Origin of the sequence: Acinetobacter sp. YH01003 (genome assembly GCF_013420525.1) — a bacterium.
GTDB lineage: Bacteria > Pseudomonadota > Gammaproteobacteria > Pseudomonadales > Moraxellaceae > Acinetobacter > Acinetobacter towneri.
The window spans coordinates 117,501-134,790 of sequence record NZ_VOXY01000001.1; the positions used below are offsets into that span (position 1 = coordinate 117,501).

The window sequence follows — 17,290 nt, forward strand, 5'->3', positions numbered from 1 at the left end:
GCTTAAATTATTGAATGCGATGTAAAGCCAATAAGGCTAAATTCTTTAAGGCCTGACGATACTCCGAGTCTGGCAGTGCTTCTAAAGCGGCAATAGCGGCTTCTGTTTCTTCTGTGGCACGTTGGCGGCAATAATCGAGAGCGCCAGAGGACTGCACAATGGCAATAACCTGATCGAGGTCAGAAGTACCACCTGTCGCAATACTGCGACGAATAATTTGGTGTTGTTCGCCAGTGGTATTTCTTAATGCAGAGATTAAAGGCAAAGTTGGTTTGCCTTCCATTAAATCATCGCCAATATTTTTACCTAATGTTTCAGCGTCTGACGTGTAATCTAAAATATCATCAATAATTTGGAAGGCATTGCCAAAGTGTCCTGCAAATAAACGCAACGGCTCGCGGTACTGTGGCGTGCCTGTTAAAATTGCTGCACCTTCGGTGGCAAGTTCAAATAAACGTGAAGTTTTGCCGTGAATAATGTCTAAATAAATTTGTTCTGTGGTGTCGGGTTGATGCTGTGCCTGTAATTGTAAAACTTCACCTTCGGCAATTTCACAAGTCCCTGTAGAAAAGTCTTTCAGCAATACCAAATCGTTTAAATCGACCAATAAGTCAAAGGCGCGGGAAATTAAAAAGTCACCGACTAAAACCGCTGTTTGGTTATTCCAAGTGGCGTTAGCAGTAGGTCGACCACGACGTAAACCAGACTCATCCACCACATCATCATGCACCAAAGTTGCGGTATGCAGCATTTCAATAATTGCAGCCAGTTTACGTTGACGCTCTAAATCTTCTGCACCACAAGCTTTGGCAGCAAGTAAGCACATAATTGGACGCATGCGCTTACCGCCAGCTTCGACCACATGCTTACTAACCGCCATCACTAACGCGACTTTAGAGGTAATCCCTTCATTAATAAATGTATCCATCGCGGCAAAATCAGAAGCAACAGGGGCGAGAATGTCTTGCTTAAAGTCGATGGTCATGTGAAGAGAAACCTCAATAATATTGAATGACAACTTAGTTGAATCAGTTGTAACTTATGTTACAGCCAAGAAAACTGCTTAAGTCTGCGAAAATAACGCAATGAATGCAATAGTTAGGCACCTGCCAAATGCTGTAATTGTTAATTCTACTAGAAAACGAAGTCAATAACTTTGTGGGTAAATTCAGTTATTTGCTCAAGTTGGGCATGATTTTAACAAGCACAGCAGTTTACGCCAACACAATCTGTCTGTATTGATTGATCCATTGAATATGGATGAGGCTGCAGAAAGTCATTTACGCGGCTGGGTATTAAATAATCAACCTTGTTGTGCAATAATTGCCGTAAATGGCTTGTTGTTTGTGCGAATATCGCTTAAAATCTTTGCCCTTGAATAACCCCCAGTGGCGTTCGTTTTAAGATCGATATATCCCTTTATCGGCACGACGACACGGGCATGTTTGGAGTACATTATGTACGCAGTAATCCAAAGCGGTGGTAAACAGCACCGTGTTGTTGAGGGTGAAACCCTTAAAGTTGAATTATTGAAAGCTGAAACTGGCGCAACTATTACGTTTGATGACGTATTAATGGTTGTAAACGGTGACAACGTTCAAATCGGTGCTCCAGTTGTTGCTGGCGCTAAAGTAACTGCAGAAGTGGTTGGTCATGGTCGTCACGACAAAATCCGTATTGTTAAAATGCGTCGTCGTAAACACTACCGTAAGCAACAAGGTCACCGTCAATGGTTTACCGAGTTGAAAATTACTGGTATTGCAGGCTAATCACTAGGAGTAAATAGACATGGCAACTAAAAAAGCCGGTGGATCGACTAAGAACGGTCGTGATTCGAATCCTAAGATGTTAGGTGTTAAAGTTTACGGTGGTCAAACTGTAACTGCTGGTAACATCATCGTTCGTCAACGTGGTACAGAATTCCACGCTGGTGCAAACGTAGGTATGGGCCGTGACCATACTTTATTTGCTACTGCTGACGGCGTAGTAAAATTCGAAGTGAAAGGTCAATTTGGCCGTCGCTACGTATCTGTTGAAGCGTAAGCTGAAATAGTGAAAAAACCCACAAGTGATTGTGGGTTTTTTTATGCTTGTATGATGGAAAATTAGGGTCAAAGGATAACTTTTAGTTCTTCATCATGATGGATAAATTTCTACATTTTATATTAATAAGCATACAAAACTTCTTATTTTCTATCATATTAGCGCCAGAAATTGGTTTAAGATGGGACATCCAAAACATTGCGATTGAGCAAATATAAAAAGGTGAATCTATGAATATGCTTCGTAAAACGATGTGTGCTGTGGCATTGGGTGCAACCACTTTAGCGCCAATCATGAGTACTACAGTGTTTGCTGCGCCAGTGGCAGCATCGGAGCAACAAGCGACAGCAAACCTTGTTAAACAATTGAATGGTATTAAAAGTTTTACCGCCAATTTTGAGCAAACCACAAAAGTTAGCAACAATGGCAAGGCTTTGCCAAACCGTGGTTTATCGGCACAGCACATGAACCAGAATTTTAAAGGGGTTATGAAAGTTGAGCGTCCGGGTAAATTCTTTTGGGAAACCACCAGTCCAGCCAAACAAACAATTGTGACTACGAGTAAAACCGTATGGATTTATGATCCAGACTTACAGCAAGCGGTACGCCAAAGCCTAGATGATCAAGTGGCAAATACGCCTGCGTTGTTGCTTTCGGGCAATACCAATCAAATCATGCAGTCGTATCGTGTGACCCAGCCGAATAAATCAAAAACCTATTACACCTTATATCCAAAAAGTGATGATGGCGTATTTCAAAGTTTAACCATTAGTTTTGGTGCACGTAACGCGCCAACCTTAATGATTTTGCAGGATTCATTGGGACAAACCACGCATGTGCGTTTTAACAATGTGAAAGTCAATGCCCAAATTCCTGCATCGACCTTTAACTTCACACCGCCAAAAGGTACGGACATTATTGATCAATAATCGAATGCTTCCCTACGTTGTTTTTTAAGCATAATTTGCTGTCCCTTTCTAGCCTTCTCCCACAGGGAGAAGGCTCTTTTAATCCCAATTTGGTTTATCGCTCATAATTTTTAGCTTATGAAAGGACTCTGATGTCAATTTTACATAATAAAAAGTTTGTAAATCAGCAAAACACCGCGAATGGTGAGGTATCTGGCTCAACAGTTTTTTACTATAAACAAGTAGGGGAAACAATTGAAGCTACTTATTCTGGCGGAAGTATTAGGCAAGGGCATCTGTTGGGAGTCATGACTTCAGTAGATACATTTAGTATGGTTTATCATCATGTCAATCAGTTAGATGAACTACGTATTGGTCAATGCAACTCAACTATCATTTTGGATGAAAACGGAAAAATCAAATTGCTTGAACGTTGGCAATGGTTAAATGGTGATTGTTCAACAGGTGAGTCTGTACTTGTAGAAATTTAATCCGATTATTTAGGTTTTAATCATAGATTTTTAGTTGAAGCATTTTCAATACAGCGGAAATTTATTTGAATATTCTTCCTGAGAAATCCACAATTTCTGTGGATAAATCTCGGGATAATTCATATTTTGCAGTATGCGGGATATAGATTGAGTCATCACAGATCATTATTTTATATTAAGGATTTGTTATCAAAATTTTGATTTATAATGAAAAAATAAAAATAATCACGCAAAAATTTGAGTAGTAATTTTAAACAGTTTTATCCACCGATTATTCCGTTACACAACTGCTCTAGGATTGAACAGCAAGAGTTATCTATAGTCTTGACTAATTCAATTGAAGCAATTTTATCGCAAGATTTGTGCAGGTTTGCATTTCTAATCATTGGACTTTATGAATCGTGGTAGAAGGGGAATTTAATGCAATATTTAAAATCACAGGTGTTTTTGGGTGCTGTCGCTTTAAGTTCGGTTCTGTTGTTGACTGCATGTCAGCCAAAGAGTGAGGCAACTTCTAAAACCGAAACTGAGCAAGCTGCGCCTGCATCTGTCACAGCCGAGATTCCTGTGATTCAAGCTAAAGTGGTGGCGCTTAAATTGCCACAACAGCAAATTTGTGATGAAGAAGGCTGTACTGCTTACGATATTCAGACAGTAAAAACCAATGTGGCGTGGATTGATGAATATTTTATGCAGCGTTTGCAAAAGGCAGACCCAATTGCATTTTCAAAAGCTGCGGCATCAACTGAAACGCCAAAGGTAGAAGAAACTGATCCTATGCGGCTGAGTCAGAGTTCAAGCTATGTGCGATATATCGGGCAACATGCCAATTTAGCGACGTTTAGTTTGCAAAGCTACAGTTACCCTGCGGGTGCGGCGCATGGTATCCATCACCAAGAATTTGTGACTTTTGATTTAAAACAGAAAAAGCGTTTGGCGTTGCAAGATATTATGCTGCCCAATACGGAAGCCAAAATGACCGAAGAATTGTTTAACCATAATTATAATTGGTTAAATGAACATGATATTTCCCGTGAAAAGTTTAAATTGAGCGATAATTTTTATTATGGCGCTAATGGTTTGGTCTTTGTCTATCCGTTGTATGAATTAGCATCTTATGTAGAAGGTATGCCTGAGTTGATTCTGCCTTACTATGCGACGGAAAAATTAATTAAGCCTGAATATTTGCCAAGTTTGCCGCAGTATCCTAGCCAATAAAATTGCACAAAAATACGCAGAGATTGCTGTAATAAGGTGCAGCCGTGAATCGGGTTACTGTATTTTTTAACCCGAAGCGCTTACACTATAGCCAGTTTTTTTCTTATTCCAAGATTGGCTATGATTGACCCGAAATTACTCAGAAATAATATTGAGGCTGTAAATTTAGCCTTGGCAAAACGTGGTGTGCAATTAGATGTGGCAGAGTGGGCAGCACTTGAAGCACGTCGTAAAGAATTGCAATCTAAAACCGAAGCATTACAGGCAGAGCGTAATTCGGGCGCAAAACAAGTCGGTCAGATTAAAAAAGCAGGTGGTGATGCTTCTGAAATTATGGCTCGCATGGCTGCTATTGGCGATGAAATCAAAGCCGCTGAAGTGGCTTTGGCAGAGTTACAAGATGAGTTAGAAGCTAAATCATTGTCTATTCCAAACTTGCCAGATGAGTCTGTGCCTGAAGGTAAAGATGAAGCTGATAATGTGGAAGTATTGAAATGGGGCACACCACGCCAGTTTGATTTTGAAATTAAAGATCATACCGACCTTGGCGAAATGATGGGTGGTTTGGAATTTGAAACTGCAACCAAATTAACAGGTTCTCGTTTTAGCGTTCTGAAAGGGCCATTGGCGCGTTTACAACGTGCGATTACACAGTTCATGTTAGATACGCATACTGTTCAAAATGGTTATACCGAAGCGTATGTACCGTATTTGGTCAATGCAGATTCATTGCGTGGTACTGGTCAGCTGCCTAAATTTGAAGAAGATTTGTTCAAGCTACAAGGTGAAAAAGAATACTATCTAATTCCAACTGCCGAAGTTCCAGTAACCAACTTTGTGCGTGATGAAATCATTGATCCTGAACGCTTGCCATTAAAATATGCAGCGCATACCCCTTGTTTCCGCAGCGAAGCAGGTTCTTATGGTCGCGATACTCGTGGTTTAATCCGCCAACACCAATTTGATAAAGTCGAAATGGTGCAGATTGTAAAACCAGAAACCTCAATGCAGGCTTTAGAAGAATTGACTGGACATGCAGAAGGTATTTTGCAGGCACTTGGTTTACCGTACCGTAAAATTATTCTATGTGGTGGCGATATGGGCTTTGGCGCAACCAAAACCTATGACTTAGAAGTTTGGGTGCCAAGTCAAAACACTTACCGTGAAATTTCATCATGCTCAAACATGGGGGATTTCCAAGCGCGTCGTATGAAAGCACGCTACCGTGCCGACCAAAAGAAAACTGAATTTGTGCATACATTAAACGGTTCAGGTTTGGCGGTAGGACGTACTTTATTGGCTGTTATGGAAAACTATCAACGTGCCGATGGTTCGATTGAAATTCCTGCAGTATTACGTCCGTACATGGGCGGTTTAGAGTTTATTGACTAAGTTGAGTGCAGGTCGACTTAGGATGAAATTGCTTACAATCAGATTTAAATATTGAGGTTTAGTGTGGATATTTTTCCAATCTCGTTAAAGTTGCAGCAGCAACCTTGTCTGATTGTGGGCGGTGGGCATATTGCTTATCGCAAAGCGGTGTTACTGGCTAAAGCGGGCGCAAAAGTTGATGTGCTTGCCCCTGAAATTGATGTCAATTTATTGCAACTGGTGCAACAAAGTCAGGGGCAGTATGTACAGGATGTTTTTAGTCCATCTACTGCGTTACGTCACTATCGTTTGGTGATTGCTGCAACGGATAACAATTTGGTCAATCAGCAAGTTTTTGCAGCTTGCGAAGCCGAAAATGTGCTGGTCAATAGTGTTGATGATCCACCACATTGCCGTTTTATGGTGCCTGCCATCATTGACCGTTCGCCTTTGGTGATTTCAGTCGCGAGTAATGGCACATCGCCTGTATTGTCACGTCAAATTCGTACACAACTGGAAAGTACCATTCCGCATGGTATGGGCAAACTGGCAGAGTTTTCAGGTCAGTGGCGTGCCGCAGTAAAACAGAAAATTGTAAATCCAGATGAGCGCCGTATTTTTTGGGAGGAGCTATATGCCAGTCCTCTTAAAGAACAGGTGTTCAACGACAATCTTGACGCTGCAAACCAAAGTATCCAACAGGCTTTAGCGGAATGGCAAACACCGAAAGGCGAGGTGTATTTGGTTGGTGCAGGGCCAGGTGATCCTGAGTTACTGACCTTAAAAGCCTTGCGTTTAATGCAGCAAGCCGATGTGGTGATTTATGATCGTTTGGTGTCTGCACCTATTTTAGAATTGTGTCGCCGTGATGCCGAAAAAGTCTATGTCGGAAAAGCACGTTCTAACCATGCTGTACCGCAAGAAGGCATCAATGCATTATTGGTGAAATATGCACAAGCAGGTAAGCGAGTTTGCCGTTTAAAAGGGGGCGATCCGTTTATTTTTGGGCGTGGCGGTGAAGAAATTCAAGAATTGTATGAAGCAGGTGTGTCATTTCAGGTCGTACCGGGCATCACCGCAGCCTCGGGCTGTTCGGCTTATGCAGGTATTCCACTGACTCATCGAGATTATGCGCAAAGTGTGCGTTTTCTTACTGGACATTTAAAAGAAGGTTCGCCTGAATTGCCGTGGTCAGAATTGGTGTATGAACAGCAAACTTTGGTGCTGTATATGGGCTTGGTTGGCTTAGAAAGCATTTGTGAAAAACTGATTGCACATGGACAACGGGCGGATATGCCTGTCGCCTTAATTTCTAAAGGCACGACCCCTGAACAAAAAGTGGTGGTGGGGACGTTGGCGGATATTGCCAGTAAAGTCGCACAGCACCACATTCAGGCGCCTACCTTGACCATTATTGGTGAAGTGGTCAATTTACGTGAACAGTTGAAATGGTAATGAATCTCCCCCAATCCCTCTTTTAAAAAGAGGGGAGTTCCTACATTTTCTAAAGGGAGCTGGGGAGGGATTGTGAAAAGTAGAGAAAATTTGTGATCCACGTTGTTTTATATGAGCCTGAAATTCCAGCCAATACAGGAAATATCATTCGTTTGTGTGCCAATACAGGTGCGCAATTACATTTGATTAAGCCATTAGGTTTTGAGTTGGATGATAAAAAGCTGAAACGTGCAGGTTTGGATTATCACGAATGGGCACGTATGCAGATTTGGGACAATCTTGAGCAATGCTTGGCTGATTTAGACAGCAAAGGCGTGGGTTTAGATGCGATTTATCCATTAACCACCAAAGGCACAGAAACACCACATACTTCGGATTTAAACCGACCTGTTGCCTTGTTGATGGGGCCTGAAACACGCGGTTTGCCAGAAGCCGTACGCATGTTGTTTCCGCAGCAGCACTGGATTCGTTTACCCATGGCAGAAAACTCACGCAGTTTAAACTTGTCTAATGCAACGGCTGTGATTGTGTATGAGGCATGGCGTCAGCAAGGTTTTAAAGCATTGCTCTAATTTGAGCATCAATTCATTTCAAATTTAATGCGATCTTTAGCATCAATGCGTACAATTGATAGATAAAAAGCTGAGACAAAACTGTACTCAGCTTTTTTGTTTTCGCTATTTTGCTGATTTAACGCTGCAATCCATTTGAGGCATAAGAAAAGGCGCATAAAGCGCCTGATCTTAAAGTTGTGATGCTATTTGTCTTAGCGATCATCAAACTCATTGTGCTGCGGAGCAGGGTGTTTAAAGCCTTTGGTTTTATAACCGAGGTATAAAACCCCAAACATCGCCCACCATAAGCCATACTTCAATGAAGTTTCATCGACTTCGAGCCATAAAGCAAAGACTGCAATAAAGCCGCACAACGGTACGATCACAAAATTGAGAATGTCTTTAAAGCCTTTGGTGCGACCATCACGTAGCGCATAACGTGAAATCACCGATAAATTCACAAAGCTAAATGCGGTGAGGGCACCAAAACTGATTAATGAAATGACAAAATCCAAGTTCATAAAACCAGCAGTTAACGCCACAGCACCTACAATTAAAATATTGTATGAAGGTGTATAGCTACGTGGGCTGATATGACCAAAGATTTTTTTGTTAATCACGCCATCACGACCCATCACGTACATTAAACGCGAAACGCCTGCATGAGCCGAAATACCAGATGCCATTACCGTTACAATAGCAAAGGCAAGCACATAAGACTGGAACAGCGAGCCGCCTACCAAGAGCAGAATTTCTGGCTGCGTTTCTGCAATATTTTTAAAGTAGCTGCCCGGTTCATTTGGGAAGAAAATCTGCATGAAATAGGTGCTGACAATAAAAATTACACCCGCAATTAGCGCAGTTAAGAACATTGCCTTCGGTAAGGTTTTTTCAGTGTCTTTGGTTTCTTCTGCAAGTGAGCTGAGTGAGTCAAAACCTGTAAATGAGAAGCAGAGTAGGGTTGCACCTGTAATCAATGCGCCTACCGAAGTAAGTTCATTCCAGAAAGGTTCTAAGCTCCATAACTGATAGCGTTGCTCGGCAGTGATTGGACCATCGGCATTGAAACCTGCCTGAAGTTTGGTGTACATCATCCATGTAAATACGCCAATGACCACCAACTGTACCAAAACGATCATACTGTTAAAGTTGGCGACAAAACGCGCGCCACGCAAGTTGACACCCGTCATAAATGCCGTGAGTACCACCACCCAAATCCAGTGATTCACATCAGGGAATAAGGCTTCCAGATAAATCACCGCCAAGATGATGTTGACCATTGGCGAGAGTAAATAATCTAGCCAAGATGACCAACCCACCATAAAACCAACGTTGGGGTGAATCGATTTTTGTGCATAGGTATACGCCGACCCAGAAGAAGGATAACGACGAATCATGTGACCATAACTTAAAGAAGTTAAAAGAATGGCAACCAGTGCAAAAATATAAGATGTGGGTACGTGAAAATGACTTTCTTCCGATACTAAGCCGAAAGTGTCGAATAACGTCATCGGTTGAATGTAGGCTAAACCAATAATAATAATGTGCCAGAGTCCTAGCGTTTTTTGCAGTTTAGCTGCCGATTGAGTCCCAGAGATATTTGTCAACGGCGTTATCCTCTTAATCGTTGATCAAGGATCAGTCATGTTTGTTCAGGATTGTTTGAGACGAACAATCCCCCCTACATAAAAAGTAAAAACGCGCCAATCTACTCCATAATGACGTGCTTTGTCAGTATCTTTGCTTTCTTTTTTAGCAGAAAAAACGCCATATTGATGAAAAAACATCAGACGCAGCAGTCTACCAATGAAAAGCCCGATGTTTAGAAAAACATCAGGCTAGATTTTCGGCTATGTTCGCCTATTTTGTAGGAATTACCAAGCCTTTTTTAAGATAGCTTTGAGTTCTTCTAAATTGGCTTCTTTCGGGTTGTAAATAATCGAACCATCGTTCAGGGCTTTTTCAGCGACTTCATCTAATTGTGCTTCGCTGACTTTACCAGTTTCTTGTAAAGTGCGTGGCAATTTAGTCAGTGCATATAAGCGGTCACGAATGGCTAAGAGTGTCGAAATGGTTTTATCGGCACGTAAATGTGCAGGGGTTTGTGCATAGACGTCTGCGCCAGCCAAAGGTAATAGTAGCTCGGCAATTTTATCGGCATTGACGTCTTTGTTGTATTCCAACACGTATGGCAAGAATAAATTCATGCACAGTCCATGTGGCAAATGTGCCACAGCACCCAAGGCATGACCTAAGGAATGCACCAACCCGACCATAGAGTTTGAAAACGCAATCCCCGCCATAGTCGATGCTTGTGCCAGTTCCAAACGGCCTTGTTCATCGCTTGGGTTGTCTAATACATTGAACAGGTTATTGCTGATTTTTTTAATTGCTGCAGTGGCATAAGCATCAGAAATTGGGTTGGCTGCCATGCAACTATAAGCCTCAATGGCGTGCGTCATGGCATCCATAGCCGTCATTGCTGTTAAATGTGGTGGCAAAGTTTGCGTCATACGCGGGTCTAAAATGGCTGCATGTGGCATTAAGTAATACGATGCAAATGGCATTTTGACGTTCTTTTCTGTGTCGGATACCACCGCAACCATAGTCACTTCTGAACCTGTTCCAGATGTGGTTGGAATCACAAAAAAAGGTTTCAGTGGGCGTGGTAAGTTATGCGCACCTGAATATTGCAATAAGTCATCACCGCCCTCGCTGACTAAAATATTGGTGGCTTTAGAAGTGTCAATTACTGAACCGCCACCCACCGCGATAATGGCATCACAGTTATTTTCACGGTACAACTGTGCCGCACGACGCACTGTTGCCACACTTGAATCTTGCGGGACATCATCAAAAACATAGCCAATCACGGCATCGGTAGATTCAAAAGCCGCTTCAATCGGTGCAAGCAAATTGTTGGAACGCACACCTTTGTCGGTAATGATCATTGGGCGCTGCGAACCGAGTGTCGCCAATTCAAACGGAATATGTTCAAGCGCTGCATGACCTGCAATGACTTTGACTGGGCAAAAAAATTCGTAATAAGGCTTCGCCATGTTATGCACTCCGTTTGAAATAAGATTGGGCAACTTTTAGATAGATATTGGCTGCACCTGATAGTTTTTCTTTTAAGCTGAGTTCAGTCGGATATTGTTTTACCGCCAGTTCTGCCAGTAATTTAGGCAAGATCAGTGCTTCCATTTTATTCAGGCAACGTACCAAGCGAATTGCATAAGACACATCACCATCAGCAATCATGCGGTCATGCGCAAAGGCCTGTGCGGTACTTTCCTGAAATGAAAACACTAAAAATGCATGATTTAAGTGTTTGAAGGTAATGGTTAAATCGGGTTTTTGTGCCGTATTCTGTAACAGTTCTAATTGATGATCTGCAGTGACTTTGGCAACAAAGGCTGGACCATTCGGAAAAACTTTCATAGACAACACAAAGTTGCTGGGGAATTTTGCAACTTCCTGTTTAATTTCTTCATCGACCTGACTTGCCATGACTAAACCTCTGCCAATCACATCCATCATGAGTTTGACATAGGCCAGTTGCAAAGCGGGTTTCACAGATTTAGTTGAAATCACGCGCTGAATCCCTGTGTTATAAATCATTATTTAGAGTAAATACTCTATTTTATTTCTTATTGAAAAGAAAGCCATTTATACGTGAATGACTTGAACGTCATTAAAGTAACCGCTGTTTTGTAAAGTTTCAATGATATCTGCGCAGAAGTTTTCAAAATGTGGATAGTCATTGACTAAATCCATCACACGTACCATTTCCAAACCTGCATAGCCGCAAGGGTTGATACTTTGAAAACCAGTCAAGTCACAATCAATATTGAGGGCTAAACCATGATAACTACGGCCTTTACGAATTTTAAAACCAAGTGAGCCAATTTTCCGTTCATTGACATATACCCCCGGTGCATCGGCTTTGGCATAGGCTTCAATGCCGTATTTTTTAAGCAGCTCAATCATCAAGTTTTCAGCATAAGATACCAAAGTACGGACATTCCAGCCTAAACGGTTCAGGTCAAACATGAAGTAGGCGACCAATTGGCCTGGGCCATGCCATGTGACTTGACCACCACGATCAGTCTGTACCACAGGAATATCTGTCGCCATTAAAATATGTTCGGCTTTGCCTGCTTGCCCTTGGGTCAGTACATTTGGATGTTGCAAAATCCAGAGTTGGTCAGGGCTGTCTGCATCACGTTGTTCAGTCCAGTCTTTCATTTCCTGAAAGCGAGCTTGATAGTCAGTCAGGTCATGATATTGACGAATAATCAGGTTTGGCCGTTGTGCAGTATCCACAGTGATGCAGTCCTATCCATAAAAGCAAGAAATTGATTTTATTATACGAAAATGTGGCGGCTGTAGGGGATTTGTGGATTGAATAAGATTTTGGCAGCGCAGAAACAAAAAACACGCCCGAAAGCGTGTTATTTGAAAATCAATCTACAAAATTACAATGCAGTTTTAATCAGTGGGCAAGCTGCCAAATCTGCATAAATGGCATGCACTTGTTCCAATTCTTCAAAACGCAATTGTGCTGTAATTGAATGATACTTGCCTGTGCGTGATGGGGTAATGCTGATGCTTTGTGCATCAAACTCAGGGAAGTGCTTCACTAAAATTTCAAGCACAGCAATACGCAGTTCATCACCCGCGTCACCAATGAGTTTAATTGGGTAATCCATTGGAAACACCCAAAGATGCTCTTGTAGTTCACGAGATGGGGTACGGTTGAATAACGTCATAAGCGTGTGTCTCTATCTCTATATCAAACGCCTGCATAGGGCAGGCGTTTTTTGTCTTGTTGAATAAATGAGGCTGAATTTAAAAATTTCAATAGCTCATTTATGCAGCAATCTTAGTCATTTTCCAAGAACGAGCGTAAGTGTTCAGAACGAGAAGGGTGACGAAGTTTACGTAAGGCTTTGGCTTCAATCTGACGGATACGTTCACGGGTCACATCAAACTGCTTCCCAACTTCTTCCAAAGTATGATCGGTTGGCATATCAATACCAAAACGCATTTTCAGAACTTTGGCTTCACGTTCAGTCAAGTTTTCAAGCACTTCACGGGTCGCTTCTTTTAAGCCTTCAGAGGTTGCCGCATCAACAGGTGAGGTGATGTTGCTGTCCTCAATGAAGTCACCCAAATGTGAATCTTCATCATCACCAATTGGCGTTTCCATAGAAATCGGCTCTTTGGCAATTTTCAGAACTTTACGAACTTTAACTTCATCCATTTCCAAGCGTTCGCCTAATTCTTCTGGAGTCGGTTCACGACCCATTTCCTGAAGCAATTGACGCGATACACGGTTGATCTTGTTAATGGTTTCGATCATGTGTACTGGAATACGAATGGTACGCGCTTGGTCGGCAATAGAACGGGTAATCGCCTGACGAATCCACCATGTTGCATAAGTCGAGAACTTATAACCACGACGGTATTCGAACTTGTCTACCGCTTTCATCAAGCCGATGTTACCTTCCTGAATCAAGTCTAGGAATTGTAAACCACGGTTGGTGTATTTTTTTGCAATCGAAATAACCAGACGCAAGTTGGCTTCAACCATTTCTTTCTTCGCACGACGGGCTTTGGCTTCGCCTACTGCCATACGCTTAGAAATTTCTTTGATGCCTTTAACATCTAAGCCTAACTCTTTTTCAATGTCGGCAATTTTTTGTTGGAACGCCAAAATATCTGGACGTACTTTTTCCAAATAGCCTTTTTGGTCGGCAGGTGCTTTGGCAATGTGCTCGTCTAACCAAGCAAAGTTAGATTCCTGACCTGGGAATGAGGTACGGAATTGAGTACGATCCATACGACCACGACGCACCGCATAACGCATCACTTCACGTTCAGCAGTACGAATTTGTTCATGTGTACCACGAATCATTTCCGAAATAATATCGAATAAACGTGGCGTAAATTTAAACATCATGAATACAGTCGCTAAAGCTTCTAAAGCCTCTTGAGCTTCGGCACTTTCACGACCATGTTTTTCAATGGCAGCAATTTTTGCAAGATAAGCCTGTTCCAATTCACCAAAACGCATTCTTGCAATTTCTGGGTCTGGACCTGAATCTGCTTCAGATTCTTCTTCGGCTTCAGCTTCTTCTTCCTCATCGTCATCATCAAGTTTGACGTCTTTGGTTGGTTTGTTGCTGGTGTCTTCTTCTTTGTCTAAATCGGCTTCGTCTTCTAAAACTTCTGGAATTTCTTCATCGGTTTCAGGGTCTAAATAACCTGATAAAATATCGGCAAGGCGACGTTCGCCTGCTTCATAATCTTTATATTCTTGCAGTACCACTTGCACTGCGTTTGGCCAGTAGGCAATCGAGTGAAGTACATCGCGAATCCCTTCTTCAATACGTTTCGCAATGCTAATTTCACCTTCACGCGTTAACAGCTCAACCGTACCCATTTCACGCATATACATACGCACAGGGTCTGTGGTGCGACCAGGCTCATTTTCTACAGAGGCAAGTACCGCTGCAGCTTCTTCTTCAGCAACTTCGTCGGCAGCTTCCGCATTATCCTCGAACATTGCATCATCAGATTCAGGCGCACGTTCATGCACAGGAATACCGACGTCTTGAAGCATTTGAATAATGTCTTCAATCTGCTCGCTTTCTGTGATTGAGTCCGGGAGATGATCGTTAACCTCAGCGTAAGTTAGGTAACCTTGCTCTTTGCCTCGGCTAATCAGAGCCGCTACTTGCGAAGTAGGGGAATTCATATCGCTCATCTTTGCTTACTCTTCGTTGAATCTGTGGCAGTGAAAAACCGTGCATGATAGCACAATTCGCTTTAAATAGGGGGTGAATTGATCAATCAAGCATGATTTTAAAATGATGTTTGAATGAAGAATGTGATAGGAATATGGGGCTTCATTACTGTTTTTCAAGTCAATTTCCTTTTTGCCCGCAAAATATTTTTATGATTGGGGCGAATCTCAAATAATGATACTAACTTGTTCATAAATACACAAATTTGCCGCAATGTTGCAAGCTGTCTATGTTGCAGTTTTTTGAAAAAAATAAATAAAACTTGACAATATTTATAAAGGCAGATAAATAGCGGCTAGACCCTTCACATTTTTTCATTCTGAGGTAGTTTTAGTGTCTTCTACAGATTTTGAACTAGATGATAACTACGGTGATGATGATGTTAATTTCGATGAGGCATCAAACAAAATAAGCGCGAAAGAATCTTTAGAAAAGCGCCGTTTGATTGATGATTTACTCGCACAACGTCGTTTGGAACGTGAGCTCAAAGATTTTGATTATGATTTTGACGATGACGACGATTTTGACGATGAAGATGACTAAAATCAGGTACTGTATCTGGCATTGAAAATGCTATGCTACACCCCTAAATTGACACCGATGGATTTGAAATGACTGCTTTAGATTTAGACCTGTTAAGTGAATATCTAGATGGTGACCAAAACGAGTATGGTCTAGACTTCGCTGCAACGCATGGTTTCTTGTGTGCCATTGCAGTTGGACCTCAATTTGACCCATGGTTAAATGAATTGTTTGAAGGCAACCAAAAGAAAGTGCCTGCTGAAATTATTGCGCAAATTCAGGCTTGGTTAGAAAGCATTCGCCAAAGTTTAGCCAATGAAGAAGGCATTGAGTTTCCATTTGAAATTGAAGAAGCAGAAGTTGATTCAAGTTTGGGTGATTGGAGCGTTGGCTTTGTCGATGCGATGTTCTTAAACGAAGAAGCATGGTTTACGCCTGAATTTGAAGAGCAATTGGTTGATTTAACTTTGCCAATGATGGTGTTTAGCGGCATTGATGAAGAAGATCCACAAATGGAATCTTTCCGTCGCAATGGTCAGTTAATGGACGAAATTGCAGAAGAAATTCCTGAAAACCTGAATGAATTATATTTGATGTACCACACGCCTGATTAATGGCTTGGTTTACATATTGTGTAATATGTAATCCTCATAAAAAAAACGCACTGCGCAAATCGCAGTGCGTTTTTTATTATGGCGCTTCAATGATCATGTTACCAATTAGCGTGTCGCACGATCCCAAGCATCTTTGACAGCAAATTTAGCTTGTTCCCACGTTAAGCGTGAACTGCCTTTAATTTGCCCCCATTTGCTTCTTAGATCGGGCTCAACATCTTCGAAACGTGTGTGCGTATCATAATGTGGGCGGTTTTCATAACCAATGCGATAGGCATTTTGATAGTCACGATCATAATCTAAATCATGATAATGGTTGCGTGTTTCTGTAAAGTAGGTTGTATTTAAGCTATTGGTACGCCAGTAAGCTTCTTCTTCGGTAGGGTTCACAACTTCTGCTGCACCTTTACCTGCCAAACCACCCACTACAGCGCCTACAGCACCACCGACCACAGCACCTACTGGACCACCCAGCGCACCTACTGTTGCACCAGTAGCCGCACCGCCAACAGCACCTAAACCAGTACCGACAGGGTGTGCACCAGGTTCTCCTGTAATTGGATCGGCATTTAAGCGATCACGTTCTTCTTTTGGTAAGTTCTTAACCACATCACGGTCAATTTTTTCATTGCGTTCAAAATCTGACATTCGAATCACCTTTTTATCTTTGTATGCGTTATAGCGTTCCTATATTCATAAATCGCTATGAATAGGCTTAATCTACGCTGCTACAATGTAGGCTTATAGCCTATTCAGAATGCATTTCAGTTACAGCGCATGTCAGACGTAAATTTATGTGTGATATATCAGCCTGATGTTGATTTTAAGTGTTTGATGTTGCGGTTCAGTGTGAAATACGTACTTTAGGTAAGCTTATAAGTACTTTTTTTGATAATAACGGTTCGCATACCAACCATAGGCAACATGAAAAACTGCACCATGAATCGCAATCAAACACAGCATCACCACCGCAGCCAGTGCTAGTCCTGCTTTATCTGCAGCTTTTAAAATGGCTTCTGCATTCGGATTCATCAGCACCAAGAAAAACACAAAGAAGCTACCAATAATAATTGCCACCGCACTTGAGCCCCAAACCAGTTGAATTTTTTCATCACTGCTCGGTAAGCGTTGTTCTTTTTTGACAAAATGTCCTGCGCTAATGAATGCTGCGGCAATTAATGCAGGGAGCAAGGTCAAGCCACCTAAGTTCAGACCAAAAATCAATACGGTAATGAGTAAGACCAGCGTAATACTGTAAACCGCAGCAAAAAATAATAAATATGGTTTCATGTCTGATTTTCC

General features: G+C 41.8%; 19 protein-coding genes. 10 read left to right on the plus strand and 9 right to left on the minus strand.

Annotation, left to right across the window (positions count from 1 at the left end; translation table 11 throughout):
* Nucleotides 1–7: 7 nt before the first annotated feature.
* Nucleotides 8–985: an All-trans-nonaprenyl-diphosphate synthase gene (gene sdsA, locus FTT70_RS00560; protein WP_104853134.1), complete on the minus strand. Its 978-nt coding sequence runs from the start codon at nucleotides 983–985 to the stop codon at nucleotides 8–10.
* A gap of 472 nt (nucleotides 986–1,457) precedes the next feature.
* Here sdsA and rplU point away from each other — a divergent pair, with 472 nt between their 5' ends.
* From rplU to FTT70_RS00600, 8 genes are all read left to right on the plus strand, one after another.
* Nucleotides 1,458–1,769 carry a 50S ribosomal protein L21 gene (gene rplU, locus FTT70_RS00565; protein WP_004972275.1) on the plus strand — a complete coding sequence of 104 codons (312 nt, stop codon included), beginning with the start codon at nucleotides 1,458–1,460 and terminating at the stop codon, nucleotides 1,767–1,769.
* A 19-nt stretch (nucleotides 1,770–1,788) separates the two neighbouring features.
* Nucleotides 1,789–2,043 (plus strand): 50S ribosomal protein L27, encoded by a 255-nt coding sequence (gene rpmA, locus FTT70_RS00570; RefSeq protein ID WP_004760935.1) that lies wholly within the window; start codon nucleotides 1,789–1,791, stop codon nucleotides 2,041–2,043.
* 230 nt (nucleotides 2,044–2,273) lie between these two features.
* Complete coding sequence (gene lolA / locus FTT70_RS00575) at nucleotides 2,274–2,972, plus strand: outer membrane lipoprotein chaperone LolA (RefSeq protein WP_180095954.1); 699 nt, start codon at nucleotides 2,274–2,276, stop codon at nucleotides 2,970–2,972.
* Nucleotides 2,973–3,103: 131 nt separating this feature from the next.
* Complete coding sequence (locus FTT70_RS00580; protein WP_004972270.1) at nucleotides 3,104–3,442, plus strand: hypothetical protein; 339 nt, start codon at nucleotides 3,104–3,106, stop codon at nucleotides 3,440–3,442.
* A gap of 420 nt (nucleotides 3,443–3,862) precedes the next feature.
* On the plus strand, nucleotides 3,863–4,660 hold the full coding sequence (locus FTT70_RS00585; protein ID WP_180168175.1) for an RsiV family protein: 798 nt from the start codon (nucleotides 3,863–3,865) through the stop codon (nucleotides 4,658–4,660).
* Between the two features lie 120 nt (nucleotides 4,661–4,780).
* Nucleotides 4,781–6,052: a serine--tRNA ligase gene (gene serS / locus FTT70_RS00590; RefSeq protein WP_104853137.1), complete on the plus strand. Its 1,272-nt coding sequence runs from the start codon at nucleotides 4,781–4,783 to the stop codon at nucleotides 6,050–6,052.
* Nucleotides 6,053–6,115: 63 nt separating this feature from the next.
* Nucleotides 6,116–7,486: a siroheme synthase CysG gene (gene cysG / locus FTT70_RS00595; RefSeq protein WP_004972262.1), complete on the plus strand. Its 1,371-nt coding sequence runs from the start codon at nucleotides 6,116–6,118 to the stop codon at nucleotides 7,484–7,486.
* 92 nt (nucleotides 7,487–7,578) lie between these two features.
* The gene (locus FTT70_RS00600) at nucleotides 7,579–8,058 is read left to right on the plus strand and encodes a tRNA (cytidine(34)-2'-O)-methyltransferase (RefSeq protein ID WP_004972260.1); all 480 of its coding nucleotides are present in this window, start codon (nucleotides 7,579–7,581) and stop codon (nucleotides 8,056–8,058) included.
* Nucleotides 8,059–8,252: 194 nt separating this feature from the next.
* Here the strand turns inward: FTT70_RS00600 and FTT70_RS00605 are convergent, their stop codons facing one another.
* The 6 genes from FTT70_RS00605 to rpoD all read right to left on the minus strand — a co-directional run bounded on the left by FTT70_RS00605 (nucleotide 8,253) and on the right by rpoD (nucleotide 14,812).
* On the minus strand, nucleotides 8,253–9,647 hold the full coding sequence (locus FTT70_RS00605; RefSeq protein WP_131260687.1) for an APC family permease: 1,395 nt from the start codon (nucleotides 9,645–9,647) through the stop codon (nucleotides 8,253–8,255).
* A gap of 267 nt (nucleotides 9,648–9,914) precedes the next feature.
* Nucleotides 9,915–11,099: an iron-containing alcohol dehydrogenase gene (locus FTT70_RS00610; RefSeq protein WP_019837059.1), complete on the minus strand. Its 1,185-nt coding sequence runs from the start codon at nucleotides 11,097–11,099 to the stop codon at nucleotides 9,915–9,917.
* 1 nt (nucleotide 11,100) lies between these two features.
* Nucleotides 11,101–11,634 carry a hypothetical protein gene (locus FTT70_RS00615; RefSeq protein ID WP_026438100.1) on the minus strand — a complete coding sequence of 178 codons (534 nt, stop codon included), beginning with the start codon at nucleotides 11,632–11,634 and terminating at the stop codon, nucleotides 11,101–11,103.
* Nucleotides 11,635–11,709: 75 nt separating this feature from the next.
* Entirely contained in the window at nucleotides 11,710–12,366 is a 657-nt protein-coding gene (gene lipB, locus FTT70_RS00620) for a lipoyl(octanoyl) transferase LipB (protein ID WP_004972253.1), read from the minus strand.
* A gap of 152 nt (nucleotides 12,367–12,518) precedes the next feature.
* Nucleotides 12,519–12,812 (minus strand): YbeD family protein, encoded by a 294-nt coding sequence (locus FTT70_RS00625; RefSeq protein WP_004972250.1) that lies wholly within the window; start codon nucleotides 12,810–12,812, stop codon nucleotides 12,519–12,521.
* Between the two features lie 113 nt (nucleotides 12,813–12,925).
* Nucleotides 12,926–14,812, minus strand: coding sequence for an RNA polymerase sigma factor RpoD (gene rpoD / locus FTT70_RS00630; RefSeq protein WP_004972247.1), 1,887 nt, complete (start codon nucleotides 14,810–14,812; stop codon nucleotides 12,926–12,928).
* Between the two features lie 373 nt (nucleotides 14,813–15,185).
* Here rpoD and FTT70_RS00635 point away from each other — a divergent pair, with 373 nt between their 5' ends.
* Nucleotides 15,186–15,395 (plus strand): PA3496 family putative envelope integrity protein, encoded by a 210-nt coding sequence (locus tag FTT70_RS00635; RefSeq protein ID WP_004972246.1) that lies wholly within the window; start codon nucleotides 15,186–15,188, stop codon nucleotides 15,393–15,395.
* Between the two features lie 68 nt (nucleotides 15,396–15,463).
* Nucleotides 15,464–15,988, plus strand: a complete 525-nt coding sequence (locus FTT70_RS00640) for a YecA family protein (protein WP_004972244.1) — start codon at nucleotides 15,464–15,466, stop codon at nucleotides 15,986–15,988.
* A gap of 105 nt (nucleotides 15,989–16,093) precedes the next feature.
* On the opposite strand, the gene FTT70_RS00645 is transcribed toward FTT70_RS00640, so the two are convergent.
* Nucleotides 16,094–16,636 (minus strand): hypothetical protein, encoded by a 543-nt coding sequence (locus FTT70_RS00645; RefSeq protein ID WP_131260684.1) that lies wholly within the window; start codon nucleotides 16,634–16,636, stop codon nucleotides 16,094–16,096.
* 225 nt (nucleotides 16,637–16,861) lie between these two features.
* Nucleotides 16,862–17,278 (minus strand): ABZJ_00895 family protein, encoded by a 417-nt coding sequence (locus tag FTT70_RS00650; RefSeq protein WP_004972241.1) that lies wholly within the window; start codon nucleotides 17,276–17,278, stop codon nucleotides 16,862–16,864.
* Nucleotides 17,279–17,290: the final 12 nt, after the last annotated feature.